The organism is Mesorhizobium sp. AA23, from assembly GCF_001672435.1.
Classification (GTDB): domain Bacteria; phylum Pseudomonadota; class Alphaproteobacteria; order Rhizobiales; family Rhizobiaceae; genus Mesorhizobium.
The window spans coordinates 145,154-157,689 of record NZ_LYTP01000033.1 but is presented as its reverse complement, the minus strand read 5'-3'; the positions used below and the strand labels follow the sequence as shown (position 1 = coordinate 157,689).

Sequence of the window (12,536 nt, the reverse complement as noted above, 5' to 3'; positions counted from 1 at the left end):
GGCGCGTGCCGGGGCGTGTTGCGCATCAGAGCGGTTCGGCTGCCGATGCGTATGGAACATTGCGCCGGCCATAGCGGCGGACGCGGATGTTGGACTGCTCGGCATGGCCGGCGAAACCTTCCATGATGCAGAGGCGCGAGCTGTACTGGCCGACCAAGGCGGACGCCTCATCGGTCTCGATCCGCTGGTAGGTGCAGGTTTTAAGGAACTTGCCGACCCACAGACCGCCTGTATATCGGGCTGCCTTGTTCGTAGGCAGCGTGTGGTTGGTTCCGATCACCTTGTCGCCGAAAGAGACGTTGGTGCGAGCGCCCAGAAACAGAGCGCCATAGTTCTTCATCCTCTCAAGGAAATAGTCCGGATCACGTGTCATGACCTGCACGTGCTCGGAGGCAATGCGATCCGCTTCCGCCACCATCTCATCCAGCGTGTCGCACAGGATGATCTCGCCGTAGTCTTCCCAGGCTTTGCCGGCGACAGCCGCAGTCGGCAGGATTTTGAGCAAACGCTCGATCTCATCGAGGGTATCGCGGGCAAGTTTCTCAGAATTGGTGATCAGAACGGCGGGAGAGTTGACGCCGTGCTCCGCCTGGCCAAGCAGGTCGGTCGCCACGATCTCACCGTCGACACTGTCGTCGGCAATCACCAAGGTCTCGGTCGGACCGGCGAACAGATCGATGCCAACTTCGCCGAACAGCAGCCGTTTCGCTTCGGCGACGTAGGCATTGCCGGGGCCGGCCAGGATATCCACGGGAGCGATCGTCTCGGTGCCATAGGCCATGGCCGCGATCGCCTGGACACCACCAAGGCAATAGATTTCGTCCGCGCCCGCAAGGGCCTGGGCGGCGACGATCTTGTCGGCGATCTTGCCTCGAAACGGCGGAGCGCAGGTGATGACGCGTTCGCAGCCTGCCACGCGAGCGGTCAAGACCGTCATGTGAGCAGAGGCAAGCAGCGGATATTTGCCGCCCGGTACATAACATCCGACATTCTGGATCGGTATGTTCTTATGCCCCAAAATTACGCCTGGTAGCGTCTCGATCTCCAGATCGCGAAGTGTGGCCCGCTGGGCTTCGGCGAATTTGCGTATCTGGACCTGGGCGAAATCGAGATCCTCGCGCTCGCGTTTGCTCAACGCGTTGATGCATCCGTCAATCTCAGCCTTGGTCAGGCGATAGCTGTCGCGGTCGAACTTGTCGAAGCGGATGGACAATTCGCGCACTGCCGCGTCGCCCCCTTTCTCGACTTGCGCCAGCAATGCCTGGACCGTCGCGGTGACTGCGGGCTGGCCATCGTCTGCGACACTGCCTTTGGCGGGCTTGACCGTGCGTATCATGGCAACAACTCTTGGTTTGCGGGCGCTTGCGCGCCGCATCATCAATGTGGTGGATGGCGAAATGCGAGGGCGGCGCATGACCAACCCTCGCGTCAATTTTGCTAGAGGTGCTGTTCGCGTGCACGCATCTGGGCGTAAGCAGCCTGCTCTTTTTCGTAGTAGGCTGGCGACGGGAAATCCCACCAGCCGGTGGCGAACGGCCCCGCAGCGTCACGCGACACGATGACTTCGACGAGAGCGGGCCCGCCGCATTCCAAGGCTGCCTTCAGGCTGCTTTCGAGATCTTCATCCTTCTCGACTTTCCAGGCCTCGAGCCCGAACGCGCGCGCCGAAGCCGTGATATCGGCCGAATAAGGCTGACCATTGCCTGAGTGATGGTTGAATTCGGAAGCAATGTGACGGCCCATGAACTTGCGCTGACCGCCTCGGATCGACATATATCCCGAATTGTTCAGCACGAGGAAGACCACATTGATGCCGTTCATCGCGGCAGTACCCATTTCGGGCAGCGACATCATGAAGTCACCGTCGCCAACGATCGCCACGACTTGGCGGTCCGGGCATGCGAGCTTTGCCCCCAACGCCGCCGGCACCGCCCAGCCCATTGGCGAATAGGAGCCCGAGGTCAGGTGGGTGCGAGGCTCGTAGACAGGGAAGCTTTGCTTCACCGAGCCCTGGGTATTGCCCGAACCGACAACCACAATACCGTTGCGATCGAGTACCTTGCGCAAAGCGACCAGCGGGCGCTGGGAGGTGAAAGGCGTTTCGCGGCTGTTTTCGCGCGGCGACACCTGAGCGATCCAGTCCGCCTTGGCCTTCTGAACGTCGGCCAGGAACTGCTCGCGTTTGCCCAGAGCCTTCTTAGCATCGCCCTCCGAGATGAGGGCCAGGATCGCCTCCAAGGCCACCTTTGCGTCTGATACGATCCCCACCTCGGTCGGATAGGTCTTGCCGATCTCGCGCGGGTCGAGGTCAATATGGATCAGCTTACCTGGAGGGATCGAGAACGAGACGCCCTTGGCGTAGGAAGATGCCGACCAGTCGGTGAAGCGGCAGCCGACCGAAACGACCACATCTGCGGAAGCAGTGATCTTGTTGCCGCAGGTCGTGCCGGTCTGGCCGACTGCTCCAATGAAGAGCTCGTGATCTTCCGAGATGGCGCCCTTGCCGTTCCAGGTGATCGAAACGGCGGCGCCGACGCGCTCGGCCAGACGCGTCAGTTCGCTCGACGCGTTGGCCGTGATCGCACCGCCACCGGCGACGATGACCGGGCGTTCGGCACTCAACAGGACCTTGACCGCGGCCTCGATCCCGCTCGGATCGGGATAGGCCACGCCAATGGGAAGGCGCTTTTCTAGCGGATGAATGGTGACATCGGCCGCTTCGACCTGAACGTCCATAGGCACCTCGACATGCACGGGACCCGGGCGGCCGGTGAGCATGGCGTTGAAGGCGCGATGCATAATGCTCGGCAGGACCTGCACGGACTGGGCTTGCCATGCCCGTTTTGTCACCTGCTCGGTGATGCGCGGGAAAGCATTGTCCTGTTGGCGCTCGATCTCCTGCATGGTGCCATGGCCGTGCATGTAGGTCTGTGGCGAGCCGGAGACGTAGAACAGCGACGTGGAATCGCAATAGGCTGTGGCGAGGCCAATAATTGTGTTGGTCGCACCTGGCCCGACCGATGTCGAACATGCCATTGGCCGGCCGCTTGCTCGGAAATAACCGTCCGCCATGTGAACGGCGCTTTGTTCGTGCATGACCTGGATGAAGGGCAATTGCGAGCCTTCCTCCAGGAAGGCATCGAACAGAGACCAGATGCCATGGCCGGGAACACCAGCCACGTATTCGACGCCATATTCCTTGAGCGCTTTCGCGACGATCTGCCCGCCGGTCAGTTTCATTGTTCGACCCTCTTGTCTTTGTTGGCGAGGCGATTGTGGATATGCTCCTCGTCCATGCGCCTAGTAAGCAGTCATCTGTGGCTGCGCGACAAGTTCGCAGGGTAGCTTTAATAGACGCGATGTGACGCGCTAAGAAAGAAGCATTGCGACATATGGGATCGGTCAGTTCCCGTGGGCTGCGAACTCAGCCGCATAGCGGGCTCGTTTTTAATTGGAAGCCATTTTGCCCCCTTAGCAGCGAATTTGGCGCAACGTGACGCGACCGGAACCTTAGGTCGCGCACGAATTCGGGCTGCCGCGCAGTTCCCCCTCGGCATGCGATAAGTCTTGATTGCGCGGGTAATCGGCTCGCGATGGTCAAAGCCATGAGCAACCAGAGTGGTTATCGGCCTGGCGCCGCAGAGCCAGCGAGGCTCTATGCCACCGTCGTGATCCGGCAGGGACCTGGCATTGGACATAATCCGGTAGTCAAGCGAGGGGCACAGCAATGACGACGAAGCGCAACCAGCTAATTCTGCATGCTCTCGTGGCGCGACACGGCACGCTGGCCCTAGATGTGGATATTGCGCGCGAGCTCGGCTTCGACGGACTGGAAGCCTCTGGGGCCAAGATCCGCGCTTTTCTGGATGCCGGGTTCACTGTCCAGGAGCTGCGCCGCTTGATCGATGACATGTTCATTCCAGGCATCGGATTTCTTCTCGATGTCGAGCGCCACGGCAATGCCCGCAAAGCATTGCTGAAGGACGCGGAAGAGTTGATAGAACTCGCCGTCTCGGTTGGAGCGAAGGGCATTCAGGTCATCACCGGTCCAATCAGTCTCGCGGCTCTCGATCCCGAGGCCAGCAAGAGGCACCCGGATCTTTACCGAGGCGTCGTCGGGTTGCCGATCGAGGAGCAGATCGACATCACGGCGTCCGGGCTGGCAGCCGTCGCCGACCTCGCTGCCCAACGCAAGCTGGTCATCTACCATGAGGCGCTGTCCTGGACCCCACTCAATACGATTGACAGGCAGCTTCTGACCATAAGGAAAGCTGCACGCGACAACATACGTCTCGTCGTCGACTTTTGGCACTGTTACACCTCAGGCGATGGCCCGGACCGCATTGCGCGCTTGGACAAAGACCTCATCTACGGAGTGCACATCTGTGACTCTCTTGCGTTCACCGGCGGCATTCCTAACGAGCCTGTTCTCCGCGATGTCGAAACGGGCAAGGGCGTATTGAACCTGAGAGAGTGGGTGGCTGCAGTGAAATCGACCGGCTACGACGGCTGGTGGAGCTGCGAGCTGTTCTGCAACAAGCAGCATCAGATGGACAGCTACGATGTGGCGCGCGATCTGAAAATCCTGATGCAGGATCTCGTCGCTCGTTAGTCATCCGGCGAGATGGACGCAAGGCCCTGCGAAGGACCTATCGCAGCCTTCAGCCAATGTGGTCGATAAGCGTGCCTTGGCGGCGAAACGGTTCGAGGGTCTCGGCATCAAGCTGGCGCCCTGCGAGTATATGATCGATCGCATCAGGTCCCGAAACCCGAAAGGGGGCGGTTTTCGCGATGCTCTCGGCCGTAGCGACAACTACTCTCGCGGCGCTTCGGCGGCACATAACGCGCTTGATTTCGGCGTCGGGAAGGTCAAAGGCGGTCAATCCGACGGAAGCATGGACCGCGCAATCGGCGACAAAAAACATGTCGGCGTTGAACTGCTCCAATTGCGAAAGGGCGGTAGTTCCAACAGAGCATCCCTTGTCCTGGTCGTACAAGCCGCCCAAAAGAACGACGCTCGCTTGACGATGCCCTTCCAGCAGTCGCGACAAGTAGGGAATTCGTCACAATCGTTAAAGACATGTCGCGGGGTAAGGCGCCGGCGAAGGCAACACTGAGGGCTCCATGGTGCATCATGATCGTTGCGCCGGATTGTACGAGTTTCGCTCCGGCAGCAGCCAGCGGTGCGAGATCCATGGTCGAGGACCTCGACCGCTCGGGCCCGGTCTTGGCCTCCGATGCCTTTGCCAGCGCTCCGCCATAGACCCTGCGGCAAAGTCCGGCTCTGGCAAGATCGCGTAGATCGCGGCGCACAGTGTCTTCAGAGACACGAAATTCAAGAGCCAGCGCGTTGGCCAGGACCTTGCCATGCTCCGACAGTCTGTCGCGAATGATCGCTTGGCGTTCTTCAGCAAGCATTTCCAAACATCCTTAGGACCCGGGCAACTTTCAATTCGGTTCCAGCCCAGCGGATATAAATCCCAAGCGCCTCATGCCGCAATGTCGTCGTGAACAGACATCACGCTTGGCCTACGACAGGGGCGCGCGCTGCGGGCGACGACGCCAGTCGATCCTGCCGGCAAGCTTTGGAATGTACTTCAGGATCGGTAGAACCGGCTCGCGACCAATCCGCAGCTCATCGTGCCTGACGCCCCCGCTGCATGCAGGAGATGCTGCGCTTTTGGCATGGCGCCGGCGCGTCTTGTGGAGCGACTATGATGTCGGTGCGGCTATCGCGATAGAGCGCTCGGCCCTCATTCCGATCGAACGGCATCAACGGTCGCATCACTGTGCGTCACTGATTGGAGCCGTGCGAAATTGTCGCTCGATTGAGCGAGTGGGAGGATGCCTTCAATCGTGACGCGGGCGCTGCCGGATTGAGCGACGCGCGACGCCTGTCTTTCCAGACCCGATGAGAGCCGGGCCAAATGCGCAAGAGTACCCCATGAACCTCCTGACAGATGACATCCCCCGCAAACGTCGCCTTCGCGCGGGTATGGTTGGAGGAGGACGAGGTTCCTTTTTTGCAAGCCGGCATCGAACTGCCATGCGGCTAACCAATCGTTTCGAACTGGTGGCAGGTGCGTTCTCGTCTGACCGTCACGCCTGCATTGAAGCCGGCCAGGCCCTAGGAGTGGCTTGGGACCGCACCTACTTCAGCTTCGGCGACATGGCAGCGGCGGAAGCGGCGCGCGATGATGCCATCGAAGTCGCGATTATCGTTACGCCCAACCATCTCCATTTCGAGCCGTGCAAATTGTTTCTCGAAGCGGGGATTCCCGTCATCTGCGAAAAGCCACTGGTCCACTCCTCAGAAGAGGCGCGCGAGCTCCAGCGGATCGCTGCCGCAAACGAGACGTTCTTCGCCGTAACATACACCTATACAGGCTATCCAATGGTCCGAGACGCCCGCGCTCGCATCCGCGCGGGCGAAATCGGCCAGGTACGCTTCATGCATGTAGAGTACTTGCTGGAATGGTTGGTCAACGACCCCTCGAAGTTGGGCAAGGGCGGGGTATGGCGCGGCGACCCGGCAAAGGCGGGACCGACGGGCGCGCTGGGGGATATCGGAACCCACGCCTTCAACATCCTCGAATTTGTTTCCGGACTCCGGTGCACCGCACTCAACGCCAATTTGATGCGAACCGTCGACTCCTTCGGGCTAGACGACACTGACGTGATCCAGTTGGAGTTCGAGGGCGGCGCCAACGGCCTCTTGTGGTCCTCTCTTGCCGCTCCGGGCCACCGCAACGGCCTGCGTTTCAAGATCGTCGGCTCGAAGGCCACCATCGAGTGGCGGCAGGAGGCACCGGAGACACTCACTGTGTCCCGCCTCGGCGGAGGCGACCTTACCTATCGTCGCGGCCACGGCGACATGTCCTCGGACGCGCAACTTGCGACAAGTCTGCCGGCGGGCTCTCCTGAAGGCTACCTCGAGGCTCTCGCGGTTCTATACAGCGATTATGCGACTGCGCTTGAAGCCGGCCGAAACTGGCGAGGTGCGCTCCCGGTGCCAATCGCAGACGTTTACGAAGGGCTGCGGGGCGTTCTGCTTTCCGAGATCAGCGTCAGTTCTTCAGCTTCCAAATCGTGGGTTGCCTTCCCCGGCTCCGAGCAGACGAGCCAATGATCTTCTATCGATCTTTGCCAAGGTGACACATGTCAAAGCTACCGGACTCATCATTCTTGCACCGTCTCGCTGATTTGGCGGATGCCGAGACGCTGCCCCGCTATATGGTCGACCTTGCCGTCGATACCAAGCCGAAGCCCGGATATAGATTCGATCCGGTGACCGAGGCTGATCGAGAAGCAGAAATCGCGTTGCGTGCCGCCATAATGGCGGAGTTCCCGGATCACGCTGTACTTGGCGAGGAATTCGGCGAGACGGGCGGCGGCGACTGGCGTTGGGTGCTTGATCCCGTGGACGGAACCCGACCTTTTATCTGCGGCATCCCCGTTTGGGGAACGCTCATCGGTCTGACGGTTCGCGGGCGCGCCGAGATGGGGATGCTCAGCCAGCCCTATATCGGCGAACGGTTCTGGGCGGACGCGACAGGCTCATGGCGCCAGCGCGCCGGTGAGCCCCAGCCACTCAGGACGCGTGGCATCGACACCCTCTCCGACGCCATTCTCCACACCAACTCCCCCGAACATTTTCACGGCGATCTCAAAGCTGGCTTCGAGCGGCTGAACAGCGCGGTCAAGATGACCCGGTACGGTGGGGAATGTTATGCCTTCGCCATGCTAGCGGCGGGCCGGATCGATCTGGCGGTTGAACCTTCCCTGCAGCCCTACGACATCGTCGCGCTGATCCCGATCATTGAGAAGGCAGGTGGTGTGATCACTCGTCTCGACGGCGGCCGAGCTGAGGAAGGAGGCCCCGTCCTTGCCGCCGCGACGCCGTCGCTGCATCGGTTGGCACTGAATGAACTCGTCCTGAACACCTAAACTGCAAGACATTCAAGCGATTGAACGGGTAGCGTGAAAGTCGGGTTCGCCAAAGCCGAATATAGGGCCGACGAGTAATGCTCTTAGTCGGTTCGCATTTCACATCTGGATCATGTCCGAACCGTCGCCCAGATATTGCAGCACTTCCCTCGGGATGCCTGGGTCGCTCCTGTCAATCACGGTAAGTTCCTTGAGGTGACTGCGTTGGAGCAGGCCCGGCCCCTTGTAGTGCAAGGCGACCTTCGTCGAATAGGGCTGTCGGAAGGCATTGGCGGCAATGCCACTGGCGATGCCGAACATGAAACGCTTCGCATTTCGCTTGACCTGGGCATAGACACCGAAGGTGAGCTCATTGCTCTGGATGCCTTCGAAATCGGCCGTAAACAGCCGGTCCGCAACTGGGAAGCTGAACCCGTAGTACTTGAAGACGTATTCCGTTCTTCCCGGCCGGTCGAAGCTCGGGAACCGCTCGATATAGTAATGCTGGAGAAAATTGTTATTTCGATAGAGGCAGAATGCCGATTTTAGTATGAAACCTTTATAGATCGATGAAAACTGATATCGGTCATAGACACCCAGGATCTCCGAATCCTGCACACTACCGTCGAAGACAATATTCGAGAGGAAGTTGACAAACTCCGGCAGATGGCGCGCCGTGGACATCGCATGAAAAAAGTTGCCATCAATGAGCGTCCTGAACTCCTCGGGGTCGGAGAAGAGGATCGGAACGCTCAATCCGAAGAAGTTAGCGATCGTGCGCAGATTGGCGCTGGACGGCACATGGGCGCCAGAGAGATATTTGTTAAATTGTTGCCGATTGACGTTTAATTTGCGACAAACAGCGGCGACAGACCCGTGGCGATCGCACAACGTCCTCAAATTTGCCGCGAGCGCGGCGGTATCCCCCGCGATGTGGTTCACCTCGATCGCCTCCCCTATGACGCGAACAGACGCTATCTGTACGTCAGTTTAATGCAGACTTCAACGAGATGCGAAGTTGGCTGCCAGAGGCGAATGCGCCCATACTTGGGGCCAGATCAGGAGCGCCCGGCATGGCAATTCACGGCAAGACTGGGTGGTCAGTTATGGGGACCGGCACCATTGCCACGGAGCAGATGGTCGCGGGCATCAGAGCGCAGGGGCATACTCCGTTGTGGGTGGTCAGCCGCCGAAAGATGGATGCAGCTCATTTCGCTCAGGATCTCGACATTCCGCAATGGACGACCAACCTGTCGGAGGCTCTCGGCGATCCTGACGTCGAGTTCACCTATGTCAGCGCGCGATTGAGGCGGCGGGCCCACTACATCACTGCTGCGGCGAAAGCGCGCAAGAACGTCCTTTGTGACGGACCAATCTCCGAAAACAGCAAAGTAGCCGCTGAGCTTGCGCGTCTGTGCGACGCCGCCGGGATCGTGCTTGCGGTACATCACCCGTTCCGTGCGTCGGCCATACACCAGACCATGCGCAGGCTGATCCTGGATGGTGACATCGGGAAGGTCCAGTCGATCCTTCTTACCCGCGAGGGACCGTACAAGCCCGCAGCCAAGCGCAGAAAGGACGATCTCGACAGCGAAGGTGACATCTATCTCGACATGTCCGTTGACGACATCGACCTTGCAAGATTCCTGACGGGTGGAGAACCGCGTGAAGTTTCGGCCATTGGCACTGTTGTCGATGGCAGACCCAACCAAATTTCCTATTCGTTTCAACTGGACGATGGCAGCCTGTTTCATGCATTCGAAAGTTTTGCGATCGCCGATCTGGAAAGCACGGTTGTAGTGGCTGGAGATCGCGGCACGCTGATCGCCCACGGTACGCTGAATGGCAAGGCTTCGGGTACGCTCATGCGTCGGCACGCAGCCAGGAATGAGCTCGTGCCGGTTCGCGACGGAGATTCGCATCTTGCTGCAGTCGAGGACTTTGTCAGCGCCGGGGAGCGCAGGCTGACTTGGCTGGCACGGGGGTCAGATAATGTCGCCGCCCTGCGCGCCGCGGAGGCTTTGGCTAAGGCCGCCTCGAAGCGCCGCACCGCCACAGTTCAAGGAGGTCAGCCAACGAGGGGCCTCCTTAAGCGAGATCAATCTGCACAGGATGCTGCGGGCCAGTGACCCGCACCAGAAACCAAGGAGCAAGAGCGGCCTAGGCGTGCCTAGTGTCACGGGATGGCTTTCCCGAATACCCCATTGCACGGGATATCTGCCCTGCGATCTCGGCAATTCGCCCTCCGGTCGAGGGGACATCCTCGTCAGTAACGCGCGCGATTGGTCCACTGATGCTGATGGCGCCGAGCGGGCGCCCCGATTGATCGAAGACGGGTGCACCGATGCAGCGTCCTCCTATGGCGGACTCCTCGTTGTCGATCGCATAGCCCCGCTCCCGGATAAGTGGAAATTCGGCACGCAATTGGTCGACTGTGGTGAGGGTGTTATAGGTGTAACGGGGCAGCCCCGGCTGCTTCAGCAGCACGTCCACTTCATGCGGATCAAGCCAGGCGAGAATCGACTTTCCGAGGGAAGTGGCGTGCCATGGGTTGACTACTCCCACGGATGCTCCCTGACGCAACGTCTGCATGGCCTCGATACAATCCACGACAACAACCTCGTGGCGCAGCCAAAGTGCGAAGCTTACCGTCTCGTTGAACTGTTCATGCAAGGTTTCCAGATAGGGGTGGGCTACCGTCCGAACGTCCCTGCGGTGGAGTGATTTCTGCCCAAGAATATAAAGCCCAATGCCCAGGACATAGCGATTTCCATTCACCTTTTCGATCAGCCCATGCCCGACGAGACTGGCCACATAACGTGACGTGGTTGGCTGTCCCAGCCCGACCTCGCGCGCGATCATCGACAGCGACATGGGCTGATCAGAGCGCTCAAGAACGCGCAAGACTGCAACCGCCCGATCGACAGCGTCGAAGCGGGCACTTTTTTCCTCGTCGGTGAACAGGTCGTTTGGCAAGATCGTTCCAGCGAATCCCGTGGCAATCGCCCCCTTGGTGCTCCAAGTCGAACCGGTCGTCAATTAAGTCGCGGCGCGGCGTCCAACAGCATTCTTGTGTAAGAGTGCTTTGGCGAACGCAGGACGTCATTCGTTCGTCCCGCCTCAACGATGCTCCCATCCTGCATGATTATGATGGATTGTGCAATTTCGGAGACCAGCGGCAGGTTGTGGGTTATGAAAAGCATCGCAAGGCCGTCCTTCTTCAGATCGAGCAGAAGCTCGACCACGGCCGCCTGAACAGACACGTCGAGAGCCGAAGTGATTTCGTCGCACACCAGAAGCTTCGGTTTGACCGCGAGCGCGCGGGCCACGGCCACGCGTTGACGCTCACCTCCCGATAGATCGCCCGGGTAAAGATCGGCAACCCGTTGCGGTAATCGAACCCGGTCAAGAAGCGACCGCACTTCGGCACCGACCCTTGCTTTGTCAGCCAGCCCCGTCAGGCGAACGGCGCGGGCGATGCTTTGCGCGATCGATTCCTTTGGGTTGAGCGAGCGGTCAGGATTTTGGAAGACGATCTGCATGGCGCTCAAATCTGCCTTGGAGCGCCTTGAGACGGCGAACGGCATCAAATGCCCCTCGAACAACAAGCCGCCCGAAGCGTTGCTGTGCAAACCGGTCACGCATCGGCCCGTAGTGGTTTTGCCGCTGCCGCTGCCGCCGACAAGGCCGACGCACTCGCCTTTGCGGACCGAGAATGAAACGCCGTGCACGACCTCGACGTGGCCATGGGCCGCGCGCAGGTTCTTCACCTCGAGGACGCTCTGGATTTTGGCACCGTCGGCCTCGGACGCCGCCGCAGGACCATCGGTTACCAGTCGTGGAATAGCGTCGAGCAGCATGCGCGTATAGTCGTCGCTCGGTGCCGCGAAGACTTGCCTGCGGCTCCCCTGCTCGACGATCCTTCCAGAAAGCATGACGGCCACCCTGTCGGCCACGACGTTCACGACCGCAAGGTCATGGGTGACGTAGACCACGCTGGCGCTGCTGGACTTGACCAGCCTCGCTATCAACTCAAGGATCGTTTGCTGGGTGGATACGTCCAGGCCCGTGGTGGGCTCATCCATCACGATGACCTGCGGAGCCGTGACGAAGGCCATGGCAATTGCGATGCGTTGCAGTTGACCGCCGCTGAGCTCGAAGGGATAGCGTCTCAAAAACTTTTCATCGTCTGGGAGATCGACGCTCCGCAACGCGTCACGCATCAGTTGCTTCATGCCGGTGCCCGAATGGCCGTGCGCCGCAAGAAGCTCGGCCATTTGCTTGCCGACTGACATGCGGGGACTGAAGCTCGTGGTCGGATTCTGTGGAACCAGCGATACTTTGCCGCCCTGGAAGGCACGTTGCCTCCGGCCCGAGAGTGAGAGGATGTCGGTGCCGCCAATCAAAATGTTGCCGGAGGAAATGCGCATTCCCGGCCGCGCAAAGCCTAGCAAACTCAAGGCGACTGACGTCTTTCCAGATCCCGATTCACCGATGATGGCCAGGACTTCACCCCGCTTCACATGAAGGGAGACGTCGCTGACGATTTCGCGGCCATTGAGGTCATGCATGAAAAGCGATTGCACAACGAGCGGGATTGCTTCGGTCAT

At 59.8% G+C, this 12,536-nt stretch carries 10 protein-coding genes; 4 read left to right on the top strand and 6 right to left on the bottom strand.

The features are described 5' to 3' along the window. Positions 1–25: 25 nt before the first annotated feature. Positions 26–1,336, bottom strand: a complete 1,311-nt coding sequence (gene hisD, locus A9K66_RS28650; protein WP_067330780.1) for a histidinol dehydrogenase — start codon at positions 1,334–1,336, stop codon at positions 26–28. 101 nt (positions 1,337–1,437) lie between these two features. Then, the gene (locus A9K66_RS28645) at positions 1,438–3,240 is read right to left on the bottom strand and encodes a thiamine pyrophosphate-binding protein (protein ID WP_067330588.1); all 1,803 of its coding nucleotides are present in this window, start codon (positions 3,238–3,240) and stop codon (positions 1,438–1,440) included. Between the two features lie 487 nt (positions 3,241–3,727). Between A9K66_RS28645 and A9K66_RS28640 the strand changes: the two genes are divergently transcribed. Then, complete coding sequence (locus A9K66_RS28640) at positions 3,728–4,612, top strand: sugar phosphate isomerase/epimerase family protein (protein ID WP_067330586.1); 885 nt, start codon at positions 3,728–3,730, stop codon at positions 4,610–4,612. 49 nt (positions 4,613–4,661) lie between these two features. On the opposite strand, the gene A9K66_RS31395 is transcribed toward A9K66_RS28640, so the two are convergent. Then, complete coding sequence (locus A9K66_RS31395; protein WP_245307746.1) at positions 4,662–5,051, bottom strand: hypothetical protein; 390 nt, start codon at positions 5,049–5,051, stop codon at positions 4,662–4,664. A gap of 893 nt (positions 5,052–5,944) precedes the next feature. Between A9K66_RS31395 and A9K66_RS28630 the strand changes: the two genes are divergently transcribed. Together A9K66_RS28630 and hisN are read left to right on the top strand one after the other, a co-directional pair. Further along, positions 5,945–7,129: a Gfo/Idh/MocA family oxidoreductase gene (locus A9K66_RS28630; RefSeq protein ID WP_067330777.1), complete on the top strand. Its 1,185-nt coding sequence runs from the start codon at positions 5,945–5,947 to the stop codon at positions 7,127–7,129. 29 nt (positions 7,130–7,158) lie between these two features. After that, the gene (hisN, locus tag A9K66_RS28625) at positions 7,159–7,947 is read left to right on the top strand and encodes a histidinol-phosphatase (protein WP_067330584.1); all 789 of its coding nucleotides are present in this window, start codon (positions 7,159–7,161) and stop codon (positions 7,945–7,947) included. 99 nt (positions 7,948–8,046) lie between these two features. Here the strand turns inward: hisN and A9K66_RS28620 are convergent, their stop codons facing one another. Further along, entirely contained in the window at positions 8,047–8,868 is an 822-nt protein-coding gene (locus A9K66_RS28620) for a helix-turn-helix transcriptional regulator (protein ID WP_067330581.1), read from the bottom strand. A 131-nt stretch (positions 8,869–8,999) separates the two neighbouring features. Between A9K66_RS28620 and A9K66_RS28615 the strand changes: the two genes are divergently transcribed. Continuing rightward, the gene (locus A9K66_RS28615; RefSeq protein ID WP_082954135.1) at positions 9,000–10,055 is read left to right on the top strand and encodes a Gfo/Idh/MocA family oxidoreductase; all 1,056 of its coding nucleotides are present in this window, start codon (positions 9,000–9,002) and stop codon (positions 10,053–10,055) included. A 31-nt stretch (positions 10,056–10,086) separates the two neighbouring features. On the opposite strand, the gene A9K66_RS28610 is transcribed toward A9K66_RS28615, so the two are convergent. Next, positions 10,087–10,902 (bottom strand): IclR family transcriptional regulator, encoded by an 816-nt coding sequence (locus A9K66_RS28610; RefSeq protein ID WP_245307745.1) that lies wholly within the window; start codon positions 10,900–10,902, stop codon positions 10,087–10,089. A gap of 59 nt (positions 10,903–10,961) precedes the next feature. Next, positions 10,962–12,536 carry an ABC transporter ATP-binding protein gene (locus tag A9K66_RS28605; RefSeq protein ID WP_067330574.1) on the bottom strand — a complete coding sequence of 525 codons (1,575 nt, stop codon included), beginning with the start codon at positions 12,534–12,536 and terminating at the stop codon, positions 10,962–10,964.

Excerpts from the sequence above, each read along its gene's own strand:
- A9K66_RS28605 (WP_067330574.1), bottom strand. The coding sequence starts at position 12,536 with ATGACCGAAGCAATCCCGCTCGTTGTGCAATCGCTTTTCATGCATGAC.
- hisD (WP_067330780.1), bottom strand. The coding sequence starts at position 1,336 with ATGATACGCACGGTCAAGCCCGCCAAAGGCAGTGTCGCAGACGATGGC.
- A9K66_RS28630 (WP_067330777.1), top strand. The coding sequence starts at position 5,945 with ATGAACCTCCTGACAGATGACATCCCCCGCAAACGTCGCCTTCGCGCG.
- A9K66_RS28640 (WP_067330586.1), top strand. The coding sequence starts at position 3,728 with ATGACGACGAAGCGCAACCAGCTAATTCTGCATGCTCTCGTGGCGCGA.
- A9K66_RS28615 (WP_082954135.1), top strand. The coding sequence starts at position 9,000 with ATGGCAATTCACGGCAAGACTGGGTGGTCAGTTATGGGGACCGGCACC.
- A9K66_RS28645 (WP_067330588.1), bottom strand. The coding sequence starts at position 3,240 with ATGAAACTGACCGGCGGGCAGATCGTCGCGAAAGCGCTCAAGGAATAT.
- hisN (WP_067330584.1), top strand. The coding sequence starts at position 7,159 with ATGTCAAAGCTACCGGACTCATCATTCTTGCACCGTCTCGCTGATTTG.